Genomic DNA, 24572 nt, shown 5'->3' on the forward strand with positions numbered 1-24572 from the left:
AGAGCTGCAAGGCTGTGACCTATAGAAAAAAACGAGATTTTTTGCAACTTGCAAACCTCACCAAACATTTCAGTATCTCTGCCAAAGGCCAGGTTAACTGCGGTCTGGCGGCTTATCGGGCCCAAGATGAAACCTTTTACACATCCCGGGCACTGACCTCGTTTCCAGAGCTACTTATCCAGAACTACTTGTTGCTGGCCTGCACATCGGCACTGCGCATCGACAAGGCTACATGCTCGGCAGTCCCCATAGGGATCTCGCCAACCACAGTCACCATGACGACGCCCTTGGGCGTGGTAAGCCTGCGGGACACGGCAACGGTAGGCCCCAACTGGGTACGAATATCCGTACTGGTGCCGTCACTCACCGACTCAATGAATACCGAAAAACGTGCAAGACCATCGCCATACATCAGGCTGGTGACCAATGCCTTCGACGCCGGATCCTTGCGCGATGAACTGCTGCTGAGCTCAAAGCCAGGCGGCAGCCACTCGGAACGCCACGCAACAGGCGCGCTCGCAGGTTCGGCCTTGGCCTTGGCGACACTCACCGGCTTGCAGTCGGAACTTGGTTGCAGCGACTCGGCAGAAGGAGCGACGGTATCGAGTTCAGTGAACTGGAAGCGCTCCAGCAACTGACCTTTTTCGCTCAACAGAAGCGATTTCAGAGGCAGACCGGTCTCGTTATCCACATGCAGTTCGATGCCGTATCGGTGCTGATCCTTGGGCGTCATCGCAACAATGGTAGCCGCCCGACCCGCAACCCTGGACTTGCCGACAATGGTCATGTCGTACCAGGCCGAGAGCTTTTTGGTATCGAATACACGTGCTGTCGAATCGGAAGGGTTGGCAACGCCCGACACCAGTGTGCCACTGACACATTGGGTCAAGCCGTCAACGCGAGAGACCTCCTGAGCAGAACCATCAAGCTGGAGCAGCCGCTCGCGAACCTTACCGTCGGCAACGCTGTGCCAGATACGGTGAGTGGAGAAGCTGCCATTACGTTCGTAAACGAAAGTACCTTGATAGCTCTGCTGCTGATTGGCCTGCGCAAGACGCTTGAACATGTCTTGCGCATCATCTGCATGCGCGGGAAGGACAAGCCATCCACCAAGCAAAAGCGGTAATAGAGGGACGGCTCGCATGATCCTCCTTAACGGTTTTCCAGGCTGGCAGCACGTGCGTATGGCAGCGCGCTTTCAGTACCCTTCAACGCTGCTTCCTGAGCGTGTTGACGCAGATAACCTGGCAGACGCTGATCGCCTTCACCGGCTTGCCCCTGCAAGACACCATTGGCCATAGGGCCTGTGGCTTGCTCGGTGCTTTCAGTGTAACCGGCCAGTACTGCCGGGCCTTTTACTTGCGGTACAGACAGATTGGCAGGCTGTTGAACCTGCTGGGCCAACTGGGCACCTGCAATCTCGTCCTGATTGTAGAGACGAACACCAGCCAGAACGGCAACAGTCACCGAAGCGGCAACAGCCAGACGGCCAAGAGTGCGCCACGGACCGCGAGCGGCCTTGAGCGGGCTGACTTCATCGGCGATTGCGGCAGACACAGCAGCCGAAATATCCAGATGAGGCATCAACAACTCTTTATGCATGGCAGCACGTGCAACCTGATAACGCGACCACGTTGCACGTGTCTCGGCGTCGTCAAGGGCATTCAGTACCCGACGCAATTCCAATTCATCCGCTTCGTTATCCATCACTGCGGACAGCGATTCCTGCAGGGCTTCACGACTCATGGCGGTTTCCTCTCTTGGCTATCGCCGCTGTCTCAGGATTCCTGCAACAACGGCTGCAGGGCTTTATCGATGGCTTCCCGAGCGCGGAAGATCCGGGAGCGCACGGTACCAACAGGACATTGCATGACGCTCGCAATGTCTTCGTAACTCAGACCATCGAATTCACGCAAAGTTAGTGCAGTGCGCAAATCTTCCGGGAGAAGCTGGATGGTCCGATGGACTGTGCCCTCGATCTCATCCCTCAACAATGCACGTTCCGGCGATTCGATGTCCTTGAGGCCATGATCGCCATCGTAGAACTCCGCATCTTCAGACCTTACATCGCTATCTGGCGGTCGCCGACCGCGCGACACCAAATAGTTTTTCGCCGTGTTGATGGCGATGCGGTACAGCCATGTATAGAAGGCGCTGTCACCGCGAAAGTTTCCAAGCGCACGGTAGGCCTTGATAAAGGCTTCCTGTGCAACATCCTGAGCCTCATGGGTGTCGTGCACGAATCGCACGATCAACCCTAGAATCTTGTGCTGATACTTCAGCACCAACAGATCAAATGCTCGCGTGTCACCGCGCTGAACGCGCTCGACAAGCTGCTGATCCTCTTCCTGGGTTAGCATGAACACTCCTCGTTGAGCCTGGAGGGGTGTTGCATCAGCCATCGTTCAGGCTTGCAAACATAGACTCGGGCTTTTCGCAAAAGTTCTCCCCTTCCAAGCAAGTTTCCTGCGGGTACTCATTTGACCCGCACGAAAAACGCAGCTCGAACAAGTCGGCTGCGTGAATAGTCTTGTCGGCGGCTGCGCTGTCGATGATGGGTCGACCTCGCGCAAGCCGTCGCTGTCCTTTACAGGCAACCCGCTATTGAGCCTGGGCCTCATTAAAAAGTTCCCTGGATCAAAACACAGGTGCAAGACACATACTGCTACCTTTGCGACCAAATCAATCCGGTGATTGACCACCGGCTACCGGCTCGACGGAAAACGGTATGCATGACGTCAGGGACTGGCGCACAATCCAGCCCCGCACTGGTCTCACAATGCCATGAAAGCGAGGCTATTGTGCCGATACCCCCTTACTTATACTAGGGCCTGTTGCCGTTTCAGCACGAACTGTATTGCTGCGCAAAATTCAGCCTGCCCGGCCGTGTAAAAAGCCGTGTTGAAACCACAGAACCTGATGGCCGCCAAAGGCAGAATTCATACATGAGTCAACATTTTCAGCACGATGTACTGGTGATTGGCAGCGGTGCGGCGGGATTGAGTCTGGCGCTGACCCTTCCCGGACATTTGCGCATCGCGGTCCTGAGCAAGGGCGACCTGTCCAACGGTTCGACATTCTGGGCCCAGGGCGGCGTTGCTGCCGTACTCGATGACACCGACACCGTAGAGTCTCATGTCGAAGACACACTCAATGCCGGTGGCGGTCTCTGCAATGAAGAAGCGGTACGTTTCACGGTAGAACACAGCCGTGAGTCGATCCAGTGGCTGATCGATCAGGGCGTTCCGTTCACTCGCGGCGATCATTCGGACACCGAAGAAAGCAGTTTCGAATTCCACCTGACCCGCGAAGGCGGCCACAGCCATCGCCGGATCATCCATGCGGCCGACGCTACCGGAGCCGCCATTTTCAAGACGCTGTTCGAGCAGGCCAGCAAACGTCCGAATATCGAACTGCTGGATCAGCGCGCCGCCATCGACCTGATCACTGAACGACGCCTGGGCCTGACAGGCCAGCGCTGCCTCGGCGCTTATGTGCTCAACCGCAAGACGGGGGAAGTCGACACCTATGGTGCCCGCTTTACCATCCTGGCCTCGGGCGGTGCGGCGAAGGTTTACCTCTATACCAGCAACCCCGACGGTGCCTGTGGTGACGGCATCGCCATGGCCTGGCGCTCCGGTTGCCGGGTCGCGAATCTGGAATTCAACCAGTTTCACCCAACCTGCCTCTATCACCCACAAGCCAAGAGCTTCCTGATTACTGAAGCGCTGCGTGGCGAGGGAGCCTATCTCAAGCTGCCCAACGGCGAGCGCTTCATGCCGCGCTTCGATGAACGCGCCGAACTGGCTCCCCGCGACATAGTCGCCCGCGCCATCGACCACGAAATGAAGCGTCTGGGTGTCGATTGCGTCTATCTGGACATCAGCCACAAGCCTGAATCCTTCATCAAGACTCACTTCCCGACCGTCTACGAGCGCTGCCTGGAATTCTCCATCGACATCACCAGACAGCCAATCCCGGTGGTGCCAGCCGCGCATTACACCTGCGGCGGCGTGATGGTCGACAGCAAGGGCCGCACCGATGTGCCCGGCCTGTACGCCATCGGCGAAACCAGCTTTACCGGGTTGCACGGTGCCAATCGCATGGCCAGCAACTCACTGCTTGAGTGCTTTGTCTACGCACGCTCTGCGGCCGCGGACATCGAGGCGCAACTGGCCGAGATTCAGATGCCGGACAACCTGCCCGCCTGGGATGCCAGCCAGGTGACCGACTCCGATGAAGACGTAATCATTGCGCACAACTGGGACGAACTGCGGCGTTTCATGTGGGACTACGTCGGGATAGTGCGCACCAACAAGCGCTTGCAGCGCGCCCAGCACCGGGTACGCCTGCTGCTTGATGAAATCGATGAGTTCTACAGCAACTATAAAGTCAGCCGCGACCTGATCGAGTTGCGCAATCTGGCACAAGTGGCCGAACTGATGATCCGCTCGGCAATGGAGCGCAAAGAAAGCCGCGGCCTTCATTACACGCTGGATTATCCGAACATGCTGCCTCAGGCACTGGACACTATTCTGGTACCGCCCACCTACGCGGGCTGAATTTCAGACGTACGCGCAGGCGTCGGTGGGTATCCGGCGTCAGCGCATCGCAGGGAATGCAGATACTTTTCATGTAGCGCCCGGCTCGTCCCTCTTTTACGGAACGAAAGCGCAAGATGACGACCCATGGCAGGGCCAGGCTGTCACGACAGAGCTGCACGGGCTGCCAGCCGCCCTGCTCACTCCACAACTGCCAGCCCTTGCGATCACGCCGCAAGGCGGTGACTGCCGAGCGGCGAGCAAGCAGGATCGACCCGGGAACGACCCAAAAACCATGGGCCAGACAAAACAGGACGCCGAGCACAGAAGCCCAGCCTGGGATATCGAGCCAATACAGGGCAAAGAGCGCCAGTAGCTGGATACTCAGATACCCGACCAATAGCAGGCGCGAGGCCTGCCAGTGGCACTCGAAACGATCACTTGGGCTGGACACGGTCCAGAATCATGCGAACCATGCGCTGTAACTCGGGATCTTCGGATTCGGCACGCTGCATGAACCAGCCGAACATGTCCTGATCCTCACAAGTGAGCAGGCGACGATAAAGCTCACGATCTTCTTCATTCAAATCCGGGTAGACTTCCCGGACAAACGGCACCAGCAGCACGTCCAGTTCAAGCATGCCGCGGCGGCTGTGCCAATAAAGGCGGTTGAGTTCGACGTCTTCGACCATGGAGCGCTCCTCAAAGTAGGTCGCGAGTATACAGGTGCGAGACGTTTGAGCGAATTGCCCAATGGTCGCAGCAGTTTTCATATACCCATATTCACGACTCGGCACTATGATGTGCCCCAGACTTTTCCTCTTGCGATGACCATGGCCCACTCAGCTTTCTTCAGCACGCTATCCCATGAGGGCATTCTTGCCGTTCGCGGCGTGGATGCCAGCAAATTCCTGCAGGGTCAGTTGACCTGCAACCTCAACTACCTGAACGACAGCAAATCCAGCCTGGGTGCCCGCTGCACTCAAAAAGGCCGTATGCAGTCGAGCTTCCGCATCGTGCTCGAAGGCGATGGCTGCCTGCTGGCAATGGCCAGCGAGCTGATCGAGCCGCAATTGCTGGACCTGAAAAAATACGCAGTCTTCTCCAAGTCCAAGCTGACCGACGAGAGCGCAGCGTGGGTGCGATTCGGCCTTCAGGATGGTGACGGCGCCCTGGTCAGCCTCGGGCTCGACCTGCCTCAGGACACCGACGCACTGGTGCGCGCCAACAATCTGATTGCCATCCGCACTTCTCCTGCCCGCGCCGAACTCTGGGTTCGTGCCGAACAGGCAGAGGATGTGAAATCACGACTAGCTGCCCAACTGCCCGAAGGCCCGCTCAATGACTGGCTTCTGGGCCAGATCCGCGCTGGCATCGGCCAGGTAGTAGGTAGCACTCGCGAAGAATTCATCCCGCAGATGATCAATCTGCAGGCGGTCGGCGGCGTCAGCTTCAAGAAAGGTTGCTACACCGGCCAGGAAATCGTGGCCCGCATGCAGTATCTTGGCAAACTCAAGCGCAGGCTTTATCGCCTTACGCTGGAGGCCAGCGAACTTCCCGAACCCGGTACGTCGCTGTTCTCTCCCGTACACAACAGCGCCGTGGGCAATGTCGTTATCGCAGCCAACGCCGAGCAAGGCATCGAGTTGCTGGCGGTATTGCAAGCCGATGCCGCGGAAAGCGGCAACCTTCATCTCGGCTCGCCAGACGGACCAACCCTGCAATTGAGCGAACTGCCCTACACCCTGGACAGCAAGCTCGAAACCCAGCGTTAAGCCGTTACGGCGAACACCCGCACGTTACAACTGTCACAAAAGCTATCTGGCCTCCTGACGCTTACCCGGCGTCCAGGCGGCCTGAACACCCCCAACGGCTGCGAGATGCAACATGAGCAAGATGGCTGACGAGGTGCAGAGAAACCTGATCAAGGCAATCGATAGAGATGCCTTGTTTCTGCCTACCCTGCCAGAGGTAGCCCTGAAAATTCGCCTGGCTGCCGAAAACACCGAAATAAGCATTGCCGAACTGAGCAAAGTCATCGGCAGTGACACCGCACTGTCCGCACGACTGATCAAGGTTGCCAACAGCCCGTTGCTGCGCGCCAACTTTGAAGTCAGCGACGTAAACACCGCCATCCGCCGCCTGGGCGTCAATTACACCTGCAACCTGGCCATCGGCCTTGTTGTCGAGCAGATGTTTCACGCCAAGTCGGAAGTCATCGAACACAAGATGCGGGAAATCTGGAAGCAGAGCCTGCAAGTGGCCGGGATCAGCTATACCCTGTGTCACCGGCACACCAACCTGAAGCCGGATCAGGCCACGCTCGCCGGGCTGATCCACCTCATCGGCATCCTGCCGATCCTGACGTACGCCGAAGACCACTTCGATCTGCTGTCCGACCCGATCAGCCTCAACCATGTGATCGACAACATTCACCCGATCATCGGCGAACGCCTGCTGCGATCATGGGATTTCCCGGAGCCGCTGGCGGCAGTGCCGGCGCAGTTCCAGGATTTCACACGGGTGTCCAGAAGTGCCGATTACATCGATCTGGTACAAGTCGCGACCATCCACATCCACAAGAACACCACTCACCCCTTCAGCCAGATCGACATTGTCGACCTGCCAGCCTTTCATCAATTACGGCTGAATGTGGCCGGTGGGCTGCTGAGTGCTGAAATGGACGAAGCGATGGGCATGCTTTACTGAAAGGCAGCAAAACTGACTCGCACTTTCAAACCACGCTGCGCCCCGTCATGCAGAGATATCTGCGCCAGGTGGGCGCGGCAGATCTCACCGACGATCGCCAGCCCCAACCCGGAACCGCTACCCTGTTGATTGCGGCGGTAGAAACGCTCGAAGACCCGCTCGCGGTCTTCCTCTGGAATACCCGAACCATCGTCCTCGACTTCCAGAATGCAGGGTCCATAAACCCGCAACACAACGTTGCCGCCCACCGGGGTATGCGCCAGAGCATTGTCGATCAGGTTGCTCAGCAACTCGTTGAGCAACGTCGGCTCGCCACGCAGCCAGACCGGCTCATCAGCCTCAAGCGCCAGCGCAACGCCACGGGAATGAGCCAGTGGCGCCATGGCCATGCCCAGTTCACGGGCCAACTGGCTCAGATCCAGCTTCTGCACGCCACCTTCGGCAATCGCGCGGGCTCCGTTCTCGATGCGCGCCAGTGACAACAACTGGTTGGCCAGAGACGTCAACCGATCCGTCCCTTGGGCTGCGGCCTCAAGGGTTGAACGCCACTGCTGAGGATCGGAATCACGCAAACCAAGCTCGACCCGCGCCTTGAGCGCAGCCAGTGGCGTGCGCAATTCATGGGCGGCATCGGCAATGAACTGCGCCTGACGCTCAAACTGCAAACGCAGGCGCTCAGTGAAGTGGTTGAGCGCATTCACCAGCGGGCGCAGTTCACGCTGCACCTCAACCATAGGCAGAGCGCGCAAGTCATCGGGCTGTCGCTCCTCCACGGCAGTACGCAGTCGCTCCAGCGGACGCAATGTGGAGCTGACCGTGATCCAGACCAGCAACAAGGCGCCGCCGCCCAGCATCCCCAGACGCAGCAAAGTGTCCGCCATCAGGCTGCGGGCCATACGCACCCTCGCCTCCTGGGTTTCAGCCACACGAATTTCCGCCATACCGTTCATGCCGGGTTCGCTGACCGGTTTGAGCAGGCTGACCACCCGCACATCCTGGCCCAGGTAAACGCCGTTGTAGAACTTGGCGAGTGCCGGGTAATCGTCGGTACGCAAGGTTCCTGAAGGCGGGGAAGGCAGGTTTTCATAGCCGGAAATCAACGTCTTGTTGATGTCGTTGACCAGGTAATAGATACGCCCTTCGCTGTCATAGGCAAAGGTATCCAGCGCCACATAAGGCACATCGGCGCTCAGCGTGCCGTCGCGCTGGGTCAACCCGGCAGCGATGGTTCGTGCCGAAGCCAGCAGAGTACGGTCATAGGCCGTGTCGGCCACTTCGCGTCCATTCCAGTAGGCGCTCATGCCGCTGGCCAGCATCAACACAATCAGCAGTAATGCCAGGTTCCATAACAGTCGCCAGCGCAGGCTGTCGTTATGCATCGCGGTTTTCCAGCAGATAACCCAGGCCACGGAAAGTCACGATGGCAATGGGATGACCATCGAGCTTCTTGCGCAGGCGATGGACGTAGATTTCGATGGCATCCGGGCTGGCTTCTTCATCAAGGCCGAAAACCTGCGCTGCCAGTTGTTCCTTGCTCATGACCCGACCCGGGCGGGCAATCAGCGCCTCAAGCACGGCTTGCTCACGGGAGGTCAGGTTCAGCAAGTCACTGCCCAGAGTGAAACGTCTCGTATCCAGGTCATAGGCCAGCACACCACAACGCTGCTGCCGCTCACCGCCCAGCACACTGCGACGCAGCAGCGCCTTGACCCGCGCCTCCAGCTCAGAAAGCTCGAACGGCTTGGCCAGATAATCGTCGGCCCCCAGATTGAGCCCGTGGACCCGATCCTTGACATCGCTACGCGCTGTCAGCATCAGCACCGGCAGGTTCTTGCCCCGCGCCCGCAAACGCCCCAGCACTTCAAAACCATCCAGGCGCGGCAGCCCTACATCAAGGATCGCCACCGCATATTGCTCACTGCTCAAGGCCAGATCGGCCGCAACGCCATCGTGCAACACATCAACGTTCAAACCTGCGTTCTTGAGCGCCTGGGCGATACTTTCAGCCAATTGCAGATGGTCTTCGACGAGAAGAACACGCATCGCCGTCTCCTGAATCATGAATGTTGTAATGAAGGCACGAGGCGGAGTGTACAGGCGTGCCACAACCTGTGAAGCATTGAAACAACTAGAGGCTATTGAATACACCTCTCAAAGATAGTTGAAAGGTTTGTGAAAGGTTCGCCATTTAGCATCGCGATACGGCCGCAGAAATGGGCACGTAAATAAAGGCGCCTGGATGCGTCTGTAAAATAAAAACAATAAATGGAGTCAACCATGTCCAAGCCATCCCTGGCTTTGCACCTCGTCTATTGCGTCGAGCCCTCGACCGTTCCGTTCTTGCTCAGCAAATCCATTTCCCGCTTGCGATGCGCTCATTTGCGTCGACGATAAACCGTGCGTGCGACAGAAATCGTACTGAACAGCTTCTTCTATCCAAAAACAAAAAACGTTTCAGGAGACTGACCATGATTCGATCCTTGCGTCATTTGAGCCTGGCGGCCGGCTGCATGCTGGTTGCTACACAATTGTTCGCCGCGGAGCCCAAGCGTCCGGAATGCATTGCACCGGCCTCGCCCGGAGGCGGTTTCGACCTGACCTGCAAGCTGATCCAGAGCGCACTGATCAACGAAAAGATCCTGACCACCCCAATGCGCGTGACGTACATGCCTGGTGGTGTCGGCGCAGTGGCCTACAACGCAGTGGTTGCGCAACGACCAGCCGATGCCGGGACACTGGTGGCGTGGTCCAGCGGTTCTTTGCTCAACCTGGCACAAGGCAAGTTCGGCCGTTTCGATGAAAATGCCGTGCGCTGGCTAGCCGCAGTGGGCACCAGCTACGGCGCCATCGCAGTCAAGAGCGATTCGCCTTACAAGAACCTCGACGACTTGGTCCAGGCTCTGAAGACCGACCCAAGCAAAGTGGTGATCGGCTCCGGCGGCACCGTCGGCAGCCAGGACTGGATGCAGACCGCACTGATCGCAAAAGCCGCTGGCATCAACCCGCGCGCCCTGCGCTATGTCGCCCTCGAAGGCGGCGGTGAAATCGCAACCGCCCTGCTCGGCGGCCACATTCAGGTGGGCAGTACCGATATCTCCGACTCCATGCCACACATCCTGAGCGGTGACATGCGTCTGCTGGCGGTATTCGCCGAGAAGCGCATCGACGAGCCGGAAATGAAAGACATTCCAACCGCCAAGGAACAGGGGTACGACATCGTCTGGCCTGTGGTCCGTGGTTTCTATGTCGGCCCAAAAGTCAGCGACGAAGCCTACGATTGGTGGAAAGCTTCGTTCGACAAGATCCTGGCGTCGGAAGACTTCGCCAAACTGCGCGACCAGCGCGAGCTGTTCCCCTTCGCCATGACCGGTGCGGAGCTGGACACCTATGTCAAGAAACAAGTCGCGGACTACAAGATGCTGGCCAAGGAGTTCGGCCTGATTCAGTGATTGAACTCAATTGACTGACGATCCGTTGCGCCTGCCCGGCAGGCGCGACGCAGGAGTTTTCCATGGTCTTGCAACGCATTTTTGCTGCCGTACTGTTACTGGTATGCGCAGGTCTGACACTGATGGCCTGGCCTTACCAGGCACCCTTTTCCTATGAACCTGTAGGCCCGAGAGCCTTTCCTCTGCTGATGCTGGGGCTGATGGGGCTGGCTCTGCTGTACATGCTGATCCGCCCGACACCCATCGTTCACTCAGAAGATGAACCGCCTCTGGATCGTGAAACCCTGATCAAGATCGGCATCTGCATCGCGCTGTTGCTGGTTTTCGCCGGCCTGTTCGAGCCCCTGGGTTTCATCCTCAGCAGCATCCTGATCGGCATCCCCATGGCACGCCTGTATGGCGGGCGCTGGGTTCCGAGCATCGCGGTAGTGATCCTGATGAGCGTCGGCCTTTACCTGTTGTTCGATAAAGCCATGGACGTTCCCTTGCCTTTGGGCCTGCTCAGCGTTCTGGAGAATTGATATGGATACTTTCAGCTATCTGGGCCAGGGATTTGGTGTTGCCCTTACCCCTTACAATCTGGTCACGGCACTTTCCGGCACCTTGATTGGCACCGTCGTCGGCCTGCTGCCGGGCCTTGGCCCGATCAACGGCGTCGCGCTGTTGATTCCCATCGCATTCGCACTGGGCCTGCCGCCTGAATCGGCACTGATTCTCCTGGCTGCGGTTTATCTGGGCTGTGAATACGGCGGGCGTATCAGCTCGATACTGCTGAACATTCCCGGCGAAGCTTCGACTGTGATGACCACGCTGGATGGTTATCCGATGGCCCGTAAAGGGCTGGCGGGGGTCGCTCTGTCACTGTCGGCATGGAGTTCATTCATCGGGGCGTTCATCGCCACCTGCGGCATGGTGTTGTTTGCACCGCTACTGGCCAAATGGGCGATAGCCTTCGGCCCGGCGGAATACTTCGTGCTGATGGTCTTCGCCATTGTCTGCCTGGGCGGCATGGCGGGTGATCGACCGCTCAAGACCTTTATCGCTGCATTGATCGGTCTGTTCCTGTCAGCCGTCGGCATCGATGCAAACAGCGGCGTATACCGTTTTACCGGTGACAATATTCACCTGGCTGACGGCATTCAGTTCGTGGTGCTGGTGTTGGGCCTGTTTTCCATCAGCGAGATTCTGTTGCTGCTGGAGAAAACCCATCGTGGCCAGGAAGCCGTGAAAGCCACAGGGCGCATGCTGTTCAACTTCAAGGAAGCATCAGCGGTGTTCCTGGTGAACATCCGTTGCGGCCTGCTCGGTTTCGGTCTGGGCGTATTGCCGGGTGCCGGAGCAACGCTGGCCAGCGCCGTGGCTTACATGACTGAAAAACGCATTGCAGGCCCGAGCGGCAAGTTCGGCCAGGGCGACATGCGTGGCCTCGCGGCGCCTGAAACCGCCATCGGCGCAACCGCTTGTGGCGCGCTGGTGCCCATGCTGACCCTGGGTGTTCCGGGTTCCGGCACAACAGCAGTGATGATCGGCGCGCTGTCGCTGTACAACATCACGCCCGGCCCGATGCTGTTCCAGCAACAACCGGACATCGTCTGGGGCCTGATCGCTTCATTGTTCATCGCCAACATCATGCTGGTGATCCTCAACATCCCGATGATCCGCATCTTCACCCGCATCCTTGCCGTGCCGAACTGGGCACTGGTACCTGTGATCGCGATCATTACCGGGATTGGCGTCTACGCCGTCCATGCCACGACCTTCGACCTCTTCCTGATGGTCGGCATCGGTATCTTCGGCTATATCCTGCGCAAGCTGGATTTCCCGCTGTCGCCGATTCTGCTCGGGTTCATTCTGGGTGGTTTGATGGAGCAGAACCTGCGTCGCGCCCTGTCAATCTCCAATGGCGCTCTGGAAATCCTGTGGGCCAGCCCGATCAGCATTGGTGTCTGGATCGTGACGATTTTCATGCTGCTGTTCCCGCTATACCGGATCTGGCGCAAGCGCTCCCGGCAGTCTCGCGCGCTGGCCGATGTCTGACCGGTCCTTTCGTAGCTGGTGGGGCACTCCGCTGGTCGGCCTGCTTGGCGGATACCTCGCCAGCCAGGTCGGCTGGCCTTTGCCATGGATGATCGGCTCGTTGCTGGCGATCATCATGGTCCGCTGTCTGACACCCTGGCAACTGACGCAAATCCCCGGTGGACGCAAAGTCGGGCAACTGATCATCGGCATCGGGATTGGCCTGCACTTCACCCCGGTAGTCATCGAGCAAGTGCTGGATCATTTCGGCCTGATTGTGCTCGGGGCGCTGGTGACCAGTCTTTCCAGCGTGGTCAGCGTCTGGCTGATGCTGCGCACCGGGGAGGATCGTCCTACGGCATTTTTCTCAAGCATGCCGGGCGGCTCGGGGGAGATGGTCAATCTCGGCGCACGCAATGGTGCGACCCTCAGCAGTGTTGCGGCCGCTCAAAGCCTGCGGGTGCTGGCGGTGGTGCTGTGTGTACCGGCGATCTTCAAATACCTGCTGGGTGACGGCACTCCAGCGCTGCATGCCACAACGGTGGACTGGCGATGGTTGCTGTTTCTGCTGCCCGCGGGCGCGGTACTGGCTTTTCTCTGGCAACGCCTCAAACAACCCAATCCCTGGCTATTCGGGCCTCTGCTGCTCAGTTCAGTGGTCAGTGTCGCCTGGGACTTGAAAATCGGACTGCCCAACGGGGCCAGCCAGCTTGGTCAACTGCTGATCGGCAGCGGCCTGGGCTGCCACTTCAATCGTGAGTTCTTCAGGCGGGCACCGTCCTTTCTCGGACGCACGCTGGTGGGGACAGCCCTGACCATGCTGATCGCAGCCCTCGCCGCACTGGGCCTGAGCGCCCTCACCCACCTGGATCTGCGCTCCCTGACCCTGGGCATGATGCCCGGCGGCATCGCAGAAATGAGCCTGACAGCCGAAGTGCTTCAGCTATCAGTTCCGCTAGTGACCGCGATGCAGGTCATGCGGCTGCTGTTTGTGATGTTTCTGGCAGAGCCGTTTTACAGGCGGTGGAATAGGAGATAGGAGCTGCAAGCTGCAAGCTTTTGACTTGAAGCTTAAAGCTTGCGGCTTGAAGCTTGGCGTCTAAAGCCTCCAATCAATCGGCGCCAGCCCATTCTGCTCCAGATACTTGTTGGCGCGGCCGAAGTGTCCGTTACCCAGAAAGCCTTTATAAGCCGAGAGCGGCGACGGGTGAACCGAAGTCAGCACCAGATGCTTGGTGGCGTCGACCAGTTTCTGCTTGCTCTGCGCATGGGAACCCCACAACAGGAAGACCAGATTCGGCTGATGGGCGCTGACGACTTCGATGACCTTGTCGGTGAAATGCTGCCAGCCCTTGCCGGCATGAGAAGCCGCATTGGCCCGCTGCACGGTCAGGGTGGTATTGAGCATCAGAACACCCTGATCGGCCCAGGATTGCAGGCAGCCGTGGTTGGGGATGTCGATGTTCAAGTCGCGCTTCAACTCCTTGAAGATATTCACCAGCGAAGGCGGCGCAGGCACGCCGGGTTGTACCGAAAAGCACAAGCCATGTGCCTGACCGGGGCCGTGATACGGGTCCTGACCGAGAATCACGACTTTCACCTGATCCAGCGGCGTCGAGTTGAGCGCATTGAAGATCAGCGGCCCCGGCGGATAGATTTCCTTGCCTTCGGCATGCTCCTGGCGCAGGAACTCACGCAGTTGCGCCATATAAGGTTTGTCGAACTCATCGCGCAGCGCCTGCTTCCAGCTGGGCTCAAGTTTGATGCGGTCATCGCTTGTCATGGTCATACCCGGTAAAAACACTGCGCGACACTAGGAAAGCTGGCTGCCAATGTCAAATGCGCAGCAGCAAACCAGCAGTTTCCTACACTTGAGGGCAGAGCGTCGTTTGAACTGCCTATGAGAGGGACATGATGAATCTGCAATTTGAAGAGCGTCACGGGCAAGAAGGTGCCCGAATAGGTATCGCCAGCCTGGATGCCGAAAAGTCACTCAATGCCCTGACGCTGCCAATGATTCTAGCCCTTCAAGACAAGCTCGCTGCCTGGGCGGACGATCCGAAGATCGTGTGCGTTCTGTTGCGTGGTAACGGGCCGAAAGCCTTTTGCGCAGGTGGTGAGGTCCGCTCGCTGGCCGAAGCCTGTCGTGAATCTCCCGGCACCGTGCCACCTCTTGCCGCCAGCTTCTTCGCCGCTGAATACCGTTTGGACTACAGCCTGCATACCTACCCGAAACCCTTGATCTGCTGGGGACACGGCTATGTGTTGGGTGGCGGCATGGGGTTATTGCAAGGCGCCAGTATTCGTATCGTTACTCCGAGCAGCCGCCTGGCAATGCCCGAGATTGGTATCGGTTTATATCCGGATGTGGGCGCCAGCTGGTTTCTGTCTCGCCTGCCCGGAAAGCTGGGCCTGTTTCTGGGGCTGACCGGCGCGCACATCAATGGCCGTGACGCGCTGGACCTGGACCTGGCTGACCGTTTCCTCCTCGACGAGCAGCAGAACGTGCTGATAGAAAGCCTGCTGCAACTGAACTGGCAGGAACAGACTGAAATACAGCTCAACAGCCTGCTCAAGGCCCTGCAACAGGAAGCCATCAGCCACTTGCCTGCCGCCCAGTGGCTGCCGCGTCGGCAACAGATCGATGAGTTGCTGGATGTCGGAAATCTATCCGGTGCCTGGAATGCCATCAGTCATCTGCAATATCAGGATGACGCGCTGCTGGCACGTTGCGCGAAAAACCTGCTGGAAGGCTGCCCGTTGACCGCTCATCTGATCTGGGAACAGATCCGTCGAGGCAAGTATCTGTCACTGGCCCAGGTGTTCCAGATGGAATACGCCATGAGCCTCAACTGTTGCAGTCATCCGGAATTCAATGAGGGTGTGCGTGCGCGCCTGATCGACAAGGATCACACGCCCCATTGGCACTGGCAGGATGTGGCGAGGATACCGAGAGCGGTGATAGATGCTCACTTTGCCAAAGCCTGGGAAGGCAGGCATCCGCTGGCGGATTTGTCGTAAATACTGGCCTCGTCGCGGGCAAGCCCCCTCCCACAAGAGGAGGGGGACATTGGCACCTGCCTATCAATAACGGCCATCACCCCGGCCGCGATCCCATGACCGGCCGCCTCCACGGTAGTCATTGCGATAGTCGTTACGGTAATTGTTCCGATAGCCATCATTGCCGCGGAACCGGTTATCACGCCATGCATGGCCCGGTGGCCGGCCAGGGTTGTAGTAGCGCGGTTGCGGTGGAGGACCGTAATAACGCGGTGGTGGCGGTGGTGCGTAATAACGCGGTGGCTGGCTGTAGTAATAGCGTGGCTGAGGCGCTACATAAATGCGCCGCTCCTGATAATAGGAAGAGCGGTAACCATTGTCATAAGCATACCCTCCAGCGACGACAGTCGTCGGTTGTGTGTACACCTCGGATTCGTAGTAACCAGGACCTGCATAGCAACCTGTCATGAACAGGGCCAGCAAAGCGATGAGCAAGGGTCTTCGATACATGGCGGCCTCCTTGGACCGCGATTGGGCACAACCAGCGACGCTGGTCGGCGTCTGCACATTGGCCAGCAGACGAATTATCTGACAGCAGAAAACCTTTCTAGTGCGGGATTTCCCCAAGCCACTGATCCCTTGAAATAATGGCCAAATGGCTCGCAAGGCCTTGATAACCAAGGCCTCGGGGCCTTGCTCCGGTTTCGTACAAAGATGCTACAAAACATTTCACCCTACAGCGCTTCATCGCGGTGCAAACCTGCACCAGCACAAGGCAGATACGGGCCTCAAAACCTCTCTCCTTTTCCAGTACCCGTTGAAAAACAAGGCTTGTAGCGAGTTGGCACAACTCTCGCTTAACGATTGATGTGCAGGAGTCAACACAGCTTCGCGGCACCACAATTTGCAATAGCCGACTAGGGTTCCGGCTTGCCGACAGGCAAGTGGCTGGTCCGAGAGTTGGCGACCTCCAGTAGAGGTTACACGGCGGGATAAAAGCCCGGGAGACAGGACACCAGTGGTGTCGAGTTGCTCCTGGCCGCCCCTTTCACTACTGGAGGTTTATTCAGCATGCACAAGCCCAAGTCCCGCCTGTCCGGTCTGCTCGCAGCAGGCCTCATCGCTGCATTGAGCCTCTCGGCACAAGCCGCCCCCAAAGATCACTTCAACGTCTGCTGGACCATTTACGCGGGCTGGATGCCGTGGGAATACGCCGGCACTCAAGGCATCGTCGACAAATGGGCGAAGAAGTACGGCATCAAGATCGATGTCACCCAGCTCAACGATTACGTCGAATCGATCAATCAGTACACCGCCGGTCAGTTCGACGGCTGCACCATGACCAACATGGATGCCCTGACCATTCCGGCTGCCGGAGGCGTTGAAAGCACAGCGCTGATCGTCAGTGACTTCTCAAACGGCAATGACGGCATCGTGATCAAGGGCGAAGGCAAGAAAGTCGCCGACCTCAAGGGGATGAACGTCAATCTGGTCGAGCTGTCGGTTTCCCATTACCTGCTGGCCCGTGCGCTGGACAGCGCAGACCTCACCGAAAAAGACCTCAAGGTGGTCAACACCTCGGACGCCGATATCTCGGCAGCCTTCAACACCGATGAAGTGAAAGCCGTCACCACCTGGAACCCGATGCTCTCGGACATCAAGGCCAAGCCTGGCGTCACCCAGGTCTTCGATTCGAGCAAGATCCCCGGCGAAATCATGGACATGATGGTGGTCAACACTCAGACCCTGAAAGACAACCCGGCCCTGGGCAAGGCCCTGACCGGCGCCTGGTTTGAAGTGGTTGCCCTGATGAACGCCAAGTCGGCTGCCAGCAAGGCGGCACTGGAGCACATGGCCAAGGCTTCGGGTACCGATCTGGCGGGCTTCCAGGCGCAACTCGACACCACTCGGCTGTTCGCTACGCCCAAGGAAGCTCTGGCTTTCGCAACCAGCACCCAACTGCCGGACACCATGCGCAAGGTCGCCAGTTTCTCCTTCGAGCATGGCTTGCTGGGCGAAGGTGCCAGAGACTCAAGCGCCGTGGGCATGTCGTTCGCCAATGGCGTGACTGAAGGCGACAAGGCCAACCTCAAGCTGCACTTCGACCCAAGCTACGTACAGATGGCCGTCGACAACAAGCTGTAAACCGCACCCAGCCCAAAGGTCATTGCCATGCGCTTGATAAATCGCCATCCGGATCGGGCCGGTCGCCTGATTCTGGTGATCCTGCCATTCGCCCTGTTGCTGTTCGCCTACTTCACGGGCTCGGCAACACGGCTGATGGAAAACCCCAACGACAAACTGCTGCCCAGCGCGGTGCAGATGGCCGATGCGGTCAATCGTATGGCCTTCACCGAGGACTCGCGCACCGGCAGTTATCTGCTTTGGCAGGACACCGGTTCCAGCCTGCAACGGCTGGCCATCGGTCTGGGAGTCAGCGCATTGCTGGGCCTGTGCCTAGGGATTGCGTCGGGCATTCTGCCGATCTTCGGTGCGCCGCTGTCGCCGTTGCTGACGGTGTTGTCGATGGTGCCGCCGCTGGCGATTCTGCCGATTCTGTTCATTGTTTTCGGGCTGGGAGAGTTATCGAAAGTGATGCTGATTGTCATCGGTATCACGCCGATTCTGGCGCGGGATCTGGAACAGCGCGCACGGGAAATCCCGGTCGAACTGCTGATCAAGGCGCAAACCCTCGGTGCCTCGACCTGGACATTGATCCTGCGGGTAATCCTGCCGCAACTGCTACCGCGCCTGCTGATCGCCTTGCGGCTGGTACTGGGTTCAGCGTGGCTGTTCCTGATCGCGGCCGAAGCCATCGCCTCCACGGACGGGCTGGGCTACCGGATTTTTCTGGTCCGCCGCTATCTGGCCATGGACGTGATCCTGCCTTACGTGATCTGGATCACCCTGCTCGCCTGGCTGATGGACTGGGGCCTCAAGGCCCTGACCCGTCGTGCATTCCCCTGGTATGAAGGAGCACGAGGATGAGCTTTATCAGTGTGCGCAATGTCTGGCAGCAGTACGACGACCAAGTGGTGCTCGAAGGCTTGAACCTGGAAGTGGCCGAGGGTGAATTCTGTACCCTGGTCGGCGCATCGGGTTGCGGCAAATCCACCTTTCTGCGCCTGCTGCTGGGCCAGGAAATCCCCAGTCGTGGCGTTATCACCCTGGACGGAAAGGCTCTGGCCAGCGAGCCGGACCCAAGCCGTGGCGTGGTCTTCCAGCGCTATTCGGTGTTCCCGCACCTGAGCGTGCTGGATAACGTGGCGCTGGGTCTGGAATTGCCGAAGGCTCGCTGGATTGGCCGCTTGTTCGGGCAGGCCAAACGCGATGCACGGGAACAGGCGGCCATGCTGCTGCATAAAGTCGGGCTGGGCCATGCGCTGGACAAGTATCCGACTCAACTGTCCGGTGGCATGCAGCAACGGCTGGCCATCGCTCAGGCCCTCATCATGAAGCCTCGCGTTCTGCTGCTGGACGAGCCGTTCGGCGCGCTGGACCCCGGCATTCGCAAGGACATGCACAACCTGCTGCTGGAGCTTTGGCAGGAAACGAAGCTGACCGTGTTCATGGTCACCCACGACCTGTCCGAAGGCTTCAACCTCGGCACCCGCCTGATGGTCTTCGACAAAGTGCGCCACGACCCGCACGCCCCCGGCGCCTATGGCGCACGCATCACTTACGACATCCCCTTGAACAGCGACCGCCGTGCAGCTCGCGCGGCTCTCGACTCGCTGCTACCGGCTTGAAAGGAGACCGACTCATGACTGACTCAACCACCCTGTTTCCCGTGTTCGCCGAAGAACTGCTGCCCGGCGGCGCCCACCGTTCATTCGTGCTCAAGCGCGGCGAACTGCTGCGCCTGACCGACCTGAACGGCAACGCCAATGTCAGCCTGACGCTGCTCAATGCCCATGAAAAGACCGAGCGCCTGAACCTGCCCGACAGCCTCAAGTGCCAACACACCGCCAAACTCACCAGCGGTCACTGCCTGTACTCGGACATGGGTCGTGTGCTGGCGGCGATCACTGCTGACACCTGCGGCTGGAGCGACAGCCTCGGCGGCGTGCTCAACGCAGCGGAAGTCGAAGAGAAATACGGTCAGGGCCGCTATCAGGAACTGCGCAATGGCTTCTTCCGCAACGGCGTCGACAACCTGCTGGTGGAGCTGGGCAAGTGGGGCCTGGGCCTTTCTGACCTGCTGATGACCCTGAACCTGTTCAGCCGGGTCAATGTGGACGAAACCGGCGCCCTGCATTTCGTGCCGGACAACTCAAAGGCCGGTGACTACATCGAGCTGTATGCGCCGATGGACACCCTGGTGGTCCTCACCGCCCTGCAACACCCGATGGACCCCAACCCGCAATACGCCCCACAACCCCTGAAGCTGAGCTGGATGAAAGCCGACGCCAGTGTGGCCGAGCACTGCCGTACCTCACGCCCGGAAAACGAGCGTGGCTTCATCAATACCGACCGCCTGTTTGCCTGAGGAGCCCTTGCCATGCATTCGACTCAACATTGCTGCGACGCCACCATCCCCGCTGGCGAACCTTTCCTGGCCGAGGTCAAGGCCGGGCAAACCGTCCGCATTCTAGACCTGGAAGGCAACCAGGCCGTCGATACCCTGTTCTACAGCCTGGCCAACCCACGCGAGCGTTATGACGTGCAACGCACCCTGCGCCGCCAGAACAACGTGTACCTGACCACGGGCAGCGTGCTGTATTCCAACCTCGGCAAGCCGATGCTGACCATCGTCGACGACACCTGCGGACGTCACGACACCGTCGGCGGAGCCTGCGCCCAGGAAAGCAACACCGTGCGCTATGCCCTGGAAAAACTCCACATGCACAGCTGCCGTGACAACTACCTGCGCGCCTGTGTTCATGACGGCCGTCTGGGCAAAGGCGACATCGGCCCGAATATCAACTTCTTCATGAATGTTCCGGTTACTGCCGAAGGCGGCCTGACCTTCGAGGACGGCATTTCCGCGCCCGGTAAATACGTCGAATTGCGCGCCGAAATGGATGTGATCGTGCTGATCTCCAACTGCCCGCAATTGAACAACCCCTGCAACGGTTACAACCCGACTCCGGCCCGACTGCTGATCCGCGACTGATCCAGAAAAAACGAGCCCTCCACAACGGACGACCGTTGTGCGCAACGACCCATAGCGGGACGGCCCGCTTCCCATCACGAAACCGAGCGAATCTGGGTTTCCGGGGTTTATGCCATGTTCGACAAACTGCTGATCGCCAACCGTGGCGCCATTGCCTGCCGCATCCTGCGAACCCTGCGCACCTTGAAGGTCAAGGGCGTTGCGGTCTACTCCGAAGCCGATGCTGCCAGCCTGCACCTGATGCAGGCCGACGAAGCCCACAGCCTGGGAGAAGGCGGTGCTTCGGGGACTTATCTGGCGGTCGACAAGATTCTCGCCATTGCCAAAGACAGTGGCGCCAAAGCGATTCATCCCGGCTACGGTTTTCTGTCTGAAAACGCGGCGTTCGCCCAGGCCTGCGAAGACGCCGGTATCGCCTTCGTCGGCCCGACGCCCGAGCAACTGCGCGTATTCGGCCTCAAGCACACCGCTCGCGCACTGGCCAAAGAACATGGCGTGCCCATGCTCGAAGGCACCGAACTGCTCGACAGCCTTGAGTCGGCCCTGACGGCAGCACGCGACATCGGTTATCCGGTGATGCTCAAGAGCACCGCAGGCGGCGGTGGCATCGGCATGCGTGTCTGCCGCAGTGCCGAAGAACTGGCTGAGTCCTTCGAGGCCGTGAAACGCCTTGGACAGAACAACTTCAGCGATGCCGGTGTGTTTATCGAAAAATACATTCAGCGCGCTCGCCACCTTGAAGTGCAGGTTTTCGGTGACGGCCAGGGCGAAGTGCTGGCGCTGGGTGTACGCGACTGCTCGGTACAGCGTCGCAACCAGAAAGTGCTGGAAGAAACCCCGGCGCCCAACCTGCCGGACGGCATGGCCGAAGAACTCTGCGCGGCGGCTATCAAGCTGGCCAAGGCGGTCAACTATCGCAGCGCGGGCACTGTGGAGTTTGTCTTCGACAGCGAAGATCAGCGCTTCTACTTCCTGGAAGTGAATACCCGCCTGCAGGTCGAACACGGCGTCACCGAGCAGGTATGGGGCGTCGACCTGGTTGGCTGGATGGTGCAACTGGCGGCCGGGGATCTGCCGCCGCTCAGCCAGTTGCAGGCCACCCTGCAACCGACCGGCCATGCCATTCAGGCGCGCTTGTATGCCGAAGATCCAGGGCGCGACTTCCAGCCCTGCCCCGGCCTGTTGACTGCCGTGAACTTTCCTCAGGCCGATGGCCAGAAGTTGCGCATCGATACCTGGGTTGAAGCCGGTTGCGAGATCCCGCCGTTTTTCGATCCGATGATCGCCAAGCTCATCAGTTGGGCACCGGATCGTCAGCAAGCCAGTGATGCATTGGCCGAAGCCTTGAGCAACACGCGCCTGTATGGCGTGGAAACCAACCGCGATTATCTTCGCCAGATCATCGTCGATGCCCCCTTTGCCAGCGGCCAGCCGTGGACACGTTGCCTGGAAAACCTGATCTATCACGCCGACACCTTTGAAGTGCTCAGCGGCGGCACCCAGACCACCGTCCAGGACTATCCGGGTCGCCTCGGTTACTGGGCGGTCGGCGTACCGCCGTCAGGGCCGATGGACAGCCGCGCCTTGCGCCAGGGCAATCGCCTGCTGGGTAATGCCGAAGGTTGCGCGGCACTGGAAATCACCATGAGCGGCCCGCTGATTCGTTTCAATACCGATGCGGTAGTGGCTGTTACGGGCGCGCAGATCCCGTTCACTCTGGACGGTGAGCCGCAGCCCATGAACACGGCGCTGTTGCTGCCCGCCGGTTCGACGTTGGCGATGGGCACCATTGCGGGTGCCGGAGCACGCAGTTACCTGTGCGTTCGCGGTGGTCTGGATGTGCCGGACTATCTGGGCAGCAAAAGCACCTTCACCCTCGGCCAGTTCGGCGGCCATGGCGGACGGGCGTTACGCGCAGGAGATGTATTGCATATTGCGACGCTGGCAGACCGCAGCGCGGGGCAGCGTGTGCCGGATGAACAGATCACTCCCTTGGCAGATGTGCGTCAGATTCGTGTGATTTATGGGCCGCATGGCGCGCCGGAATATTTTACCGAGGGTTACATCGACACGTTCTTTGCCACCGACTGGGAAGTGCATTTCAACTCCAGCCGCACCGGCGTGCGCCTGATCGGGCCCAAGCCGGAATGGGTGCGCGCCGATGGTGGCGAAGCGGGTTTGCACCCGTCCAATATCCATGACAATCCCTACGCCATCGGCGCGGTGGATTTTACCGGCGACATGCCCGTCATCCTCGGCCCCGACGGCCCGAGCCTGGGCGGATTCGTCTGCCCGGTGACCATCATCGAAGCGGATCTGTGGCAGTTGGGGCAGCTCAAGGCCGGAGATAAAGTGCGTTTCAGCCCGGTCAGCCTGGAAATAGCCCGCGCGCTCCTCTGTAGGAGCGACTTCAGTCGCGAAGACGGTGGCTCATGCACAAATGATGCGTTGGATGTAACGGCCTCTTCGCGGATGAATCCGCTCCTACAGAATCCGGTTGTGCTGGATATAGGCCAGGACGACAAACGACTGGTCGCCCGGCTATCAGGCGACACCCATGTGTTGCTGGAAATCGGGGCTCCCGAACTGGATCTGGTGCTGCGATTCCGCGGGCACGCCTTGATGCAGGCGCTGGAAAGCAAGGCGCTGCAAGGGGTGATCGACCTGACGCCAGGCATTCGCTCCCTGCAAGTGCATTACCAGCCCGAACAACTGCCTCTCAAAACACTGCTCGATATCGTCGCCGGTGAATGGGATGCCGTCTGCGCCACCCAGGATCTGCAAGTCCCGTCGCGCATCGTGCATCTGCCCTTGTCCTGGGACGATCCGGCCTGTCAGTTGGCAATCGAGAAATACATGACCACAGTGCGCAAGGACGCGCCCTGGTGCCCGAGCAACCTGGAGTTCATCCGCCGCATCAACGACCTGCCCAATCTGGACGAAGTGCAACGAACGGTGTTCGACGCCAGCTATCTGGTCATGGGCCTCGGTGACGTCTATCTCGGCGCGCCTGTGGCCACGCCCCTGGACCCGCGTCATCGTCTGGTCACCACCAAGTACAACCCGGCACGTACCTGGACCGCCGAAAACTCGGTGGGCATCGGCGGAGCCTACATGTGCGTGTACGGCATGGAAGGCCCCGGCGGCTATCAGTTCGTGGGCCGTACGTTGCAGATGTGGAACCGCTATCGCGAAGTCGCCGCCTTTGACGGCAAACCCTGGCTACTGCGCTTCTTCGACCAGATCCGCTTTTACCCGGTCAGCGCCGATGAACTGCTGCGCATCCGTCGAGACTTCCCGCTGGGCCGCTACCCGCTGGAAATCGAACACAGCACCCTGAACCTGGCCGAATACCAGGCCTTCCTGAGTCAGGAAGCCGAGGGAATCGCCGCCTTTCGCAGCCAGCAGCAGGCCGCTTTCCAGGCCGAACGCGAACGCTGGATCGCCAGCGGGCAAGCCAACTTCGAGAGCGAAGAAAGTGCGGCCCCGCTCACCGATGAGCCTGCACTCGAAGCGGGTCAGCAAGGGATCGACAGCCATATCGCCGGCAACCTCTGGCAAGTGCAGGTCCAGCCGGGTGAACGGGTTGCGGCAGGAGATGTGCTGGTGATTCTGGAGTCCATGAAAATGGAAATCCCGCTGCTGGCTCCCGTGAGCGGCGTCGTTCGCGATGTGCGGGTGCAACCTGGCTCGGCGGTGCGAGCCGGGCAACGTGTGGTCGTTCTGGAAACGGACTGAAAC

The 24572-nt window shown here is 59.2% G+C and carries 23 protein-coding genes and 1 riboswitch; of the genes, 14 read left to right on the forward strand and 9 right to left on the reverse strand.

Features of this window, described 5'->3' with window-relative positions; translation table 11 throughout:
- Nucleotides 1-184: 184 nt before the first annotated feature.
- From JL015_RS03405 to rpoE, 3 genes are read right to left on the reverse strand one after another with little or no spacing between them, the layout of a single operon-like run.
- Nucleotides 185-1144, reverse strand: coding sequence for a MucB/RseB C-terminal domain-containing protein (locus JL015_RS03405; RefSeq protein WP_201000179.1), 960 nt, complete (start codon nucleotides 1142-1144; stop codon nucleotides 185-187).
- A gap of 8 nt (nucleotides 1145-1152) precedes the next feature.
- Nucleotides 1153-1746, reverse strand: coding sequence for an RseA family anti-sigma factor (locus tag JL015_RS03410; RefSeq protein WP_201017407.1), 594 nt, complete (start codon nucleotides 1744-1746; stop codon nucleotides 1153-1155).
- Between the two features lie 32 nt (nucleotides 1747-1778).
- On the reverse strand, nucleotides 1779-2360 hold the full coding sequence (gene rpoE / locus JL015_RS03415; protein ID WP_002554912.1) for an RNA polymerase sigma factor RpoE: 582 nt from the start codon (nucleotides 2358-2360) through the stop codon (nucleotides 1779-1781).
- Between the two features lie 585 nt (nucleotides 2361-2945).
- Here rpoE and nadB point away from each other — a divergent pair.
- Entirely contained in the window at nucleotides 2946-4562 is a 1617-nt protein-coding gene (gene nadB / locus JL015_RS03420; protein WP_201017408.1) for an L-aspartate oxidase, read from the forward strand.
- Here nadB and JL015_RS03425 read toward each other — a convergent pair.
- On the reverse strand, nucleotides 4531-4995 hold the full coding sequence (locus tag JL015_RS03425) for a protein YgfX (RefSeq protein WP_201017409.1): 465 nt from the start codon (nucleotides 4993-4995) through the stop codon (nucleotides 4531-4533). The two genes, nadB and JL015_RS03425, sit on opposite strands and share 32 nt — an antisense overlap.
- A complete protein-coding gene (locus JL015_RS03430) occupies nucleotides 4979-5233 on the reverse strand; it encodes an FAD assembly factor SdhE (protein WP_201000183.1) in 255 nt (84 codons plus the stop codon). The genes JL015_RS03425 and JL015_RS03430 overlap by 17 nt, the downstream gene beginning before the upstream one ends.
- 141 nt (nucleotides 5234-5374) lie before the next feature.
- Between JL015_RS03430 and ygfZ the strand changes: the two genes are divergently transcribed.
- Both ygfZ and JL015_RS03440 read left to right on the forward strand, forming a co-directional pair.
- The gene (gene ygfZ / locus JL015_RS03435; RefSeq protein ID WP_201017410.1) at nucleotides 5375-6316 is read left to right on the forward strand and encodes a CAF17-like 4Fe-4S cluster assembly/insertion protein YgfZ; all 942 of its coding nucleotides are present in this window, start codon (nucleotides 5375-5377) and stop codon (nucleotides 6314-6316) included.
- Between the two features lie 112 nt (nucleotides 6317-6428).
- A complete protein-coding gene (locus tag JL015_RS03440) occupies nucleotides 6429-7250 on the forward strand; it encodes an HDOD domain-containing protein (RefSeq protein WP_201017411.1) in 822 nt (273 codons plus the stop codon).
- On the opposite strand, the gene JL015_RS03445 is transcribed toward JL015_RS03440, so the two are convergent.
- Together JL015_RS03445 and JL015_RS03450 are read right to left on the reverse strand one after the other, a co-directional pair.
- Complete coding sequence (locus JL015_RS03445; protein ID WP_201017412.1) at nucleotides 7244-8629, reverse strand: sensor histidine kinase; 1386 nt, start codon at nucleotides 8627-8629, stop codon at nucleotides 7244-7246. The genes JL015_RS03440 and JL015_RS03445 overlap by 7 nt on opposite strands.
- The gene (locus tag JL015_RS03450; RefSeq protein WP_201000187.1) at nucleotides 8622-9293 is read right to left on the reverse strand and encodes a response regulator; all 672 of its coding nucleotides are present in this window, start codon (nucleotides 9291-9293) and stop codon (nucleotides 8622-8624) included. Before JL015_RS03450 ends, JL015_RS03445 begins: the two co-directional genes overlap by 8 nt.
- A 425-nt stretch (nucleotides 9294-9718) precedes the next feature.
- Here JL015_RS03450 and JL015_RS03455 point away from each other — a divergent pair, with 425 nt between their 5' ends.
- From JL015_RS03455 to JL015_RS03470, 4 genes are all read left to right on the forward strand, one after another.
- A complete protein-coding gene (locus JL015_RS03455) occupies nucleotides 9719-10699 on the forward strand; it encodes a Bug family tripartite tricarboxylate transporter substrate binding protein (protein WP_374063361.1) in 981 nt (326 codons plus the stop codon).
- Nucleotides 10700-10761: 62 nt separating this feature from the next.
- Nucleotides 10762-11220, forward strand: coding sequence for a tripartite tricarboxylate transporter TctB family protein (locus JL015_RS03460; protein ID WP_201000188.1), 459 nt, complete (start codon nucleotides 10762-10764; stop codon nucleotides 11218-11220).
- A 1-nt stretch (nucleotide 11221) separates the two neighbouring features.
- Nucleotides 11222-12736, forward strand: coding sequence for a tripartite tricarboxylate transporter permease (locus JL015_RS03465; protein WP_201017413.1), 1515 nt, complete (start codon nucleotides 11222-11224; stop codon nucleotides 12734-12736).
- Nucleotides 12729-13754 carry an AbrB family transcriptional regulator gene (locus JL015_RS03470; protein WP_201017414.1) on the forward strand — a complete coding sequence of 342 codons (1026 nt, stop codon included), beginning with the start codon at nucleotides 12729-12731 and terminating at the stop codon, nucleotides 13752-13754. The genes JL015_RS03465 and JL015_RS03470 overlap by 8 nt, the downstream gene beginning before the upstream one ends.
- Before the next feature lie 60 nt (nucleotides 13755-13814).
- Here JL015_RS03470 and ung read toward each other — a convergent pair whose 3' ends face one another.
- Complete coding sequence (gene ung / locus JL015_RS03475; protein WP_201017415.1) at nucleotides 13815-14498, reverse strand: uracil-DNA glycosylase; 684 nt, start codon at nucleotides 14496-14498, stop codon at nucleotides 13815-13817.
- A gap of 131 nt (nucleotides 14499-14629) precedes the next feature.
- Here ung and JL015_RS03480 point away from each other — a divergent pair, with 131 nt between their 5' ends.
- Nucleotides 14630-15736, forward strand: coding sequence for an enoyl-CoA hydratase/isomerase family protein (locus JL015_RS03480; protein ID WP_201017531.1), 1107 nt, complete (start codon nucleotides 14630-14632; stop codon nucleotides 15734-15736).
- Nucleotides 15737-15799: 63 nt separating this feature from the next.
- Here the strand turns inward: JL015_RS03480 and JL015_RS03485 are convergent, their stop codons facing one another.
- Nucleotides 15800-16141, reverse strand: coding sequence for a hypothetical protein (locus JL015_RS03485; RefSeq protein WP_201017532.1), 342 nt, complete (start codon nucleotides 16139-16141; stop codon nucleotides 15800-15802).
- A gap of 480 nt (nucleotides 16142-16621) precedes the next feature.
- A riboswitch (guanidine-I (ykkC/yxkD leader) is annotated at nucleotides 16622-16724 on the forward strand.
- Between the two features lie 62 nt (nucleotides 16725-16786).
- On the opposite strand from JL015_RS03485, the gene JL015_RS03490 reads away from it, so the two are divergent.
- From JL015_RS03490 to uca, 6 genes are all read left to right on the forward strand, one after another.
- Nucleotides 16787-17860 (forward strand): putative urea ABC transporter substrate-binding protein, encoded by a 1074-nt coding sequence (locus JL015_RS03490; RefSeq protein WP_201017416.1) that lies wholly within the window; start codon nucleotides 16787-16789, stop codon nucleotides 17858-17860.
- Nucleotides 17861-17887: 27 nt separating this feature from the next.
- On the forward strand, nucleotides 17888-18703 hold the full coding sequence (locus tag JL015_RS03495) for an ABC transporter permease (protein WP_201000193.1): 816 nt from the start codon (nucleotides 17888-17890) through the stop codon (nucleotides 18701-18703).
- The gene (locus JL015_RS03500) at nucleotides 18700-19464 is read left to right on the forward strand and encodes an ABC transporter ATP-binding protein (RefSeq protein WP_201017417.1); all 765 of its coding nucleotides are present in this window, start codon (nucleotides 18700-18702) and stop codon (nucleotides 19462-19464) included. Before JL015_RS03495 ends, JL015_RS03500 begins: the two co-directional genes overlap by 4 nt.
- A gap of 14 nt (nucleotides 19465-19478) precedes the next feature.
- Nucleotides 19479-20204: an urea amidolyase associated protein UAAP1 gene (locus JL015_RS03505; protein WP_200992821.1), complete on the forward strand. Its 726-nt coding sequence runs from the start codon at nucleotides 19479-19481 to the stop codon at nucleotides 20202-20204.
- A 12-nt stretch (nucleotides 20205-20216) separates the two neighbouring features.
- Complete coding sequence (locus tag JL015_RS03510; RefSeq protein WP_200992822.1) at nucleotides 20217-20831, forward strand: urea amidolyase associated protein UAAP2; 615 nt, start codon at nucleotides 20217-20219, stop codon at nucleotides 20829-20831.
- A gap of 114 nt (nucleotides 20832-20945) precedes the next feature.
- The gene (gene uca / locus JL015_RS03515) at nucleotides 20946-24569 is read left to right on the forward strand and encodes an urea carboxylase (protein ID WP_201017418.1); all 3624 of its coding nucleotides are present in this window, start codon (nucleotides 20946-20948) and stop codon (nucleotides 24567-24569) included.
- Nucleotides 24570-24572 lie beyond the last annotated feature (3 nt).

The sequence above is a fragment of the Pseudomonas cichorii genome (assembly GCF_015471405.1).
Taxonomy (GTDB): domain Bacteria; phylum Pseudomonadota; class Gammaproteobacteria; order Pseudomonadales; family Pseudomonadaceae; genus Aquipseudomonas; species Aquipseudomonas serbiensis.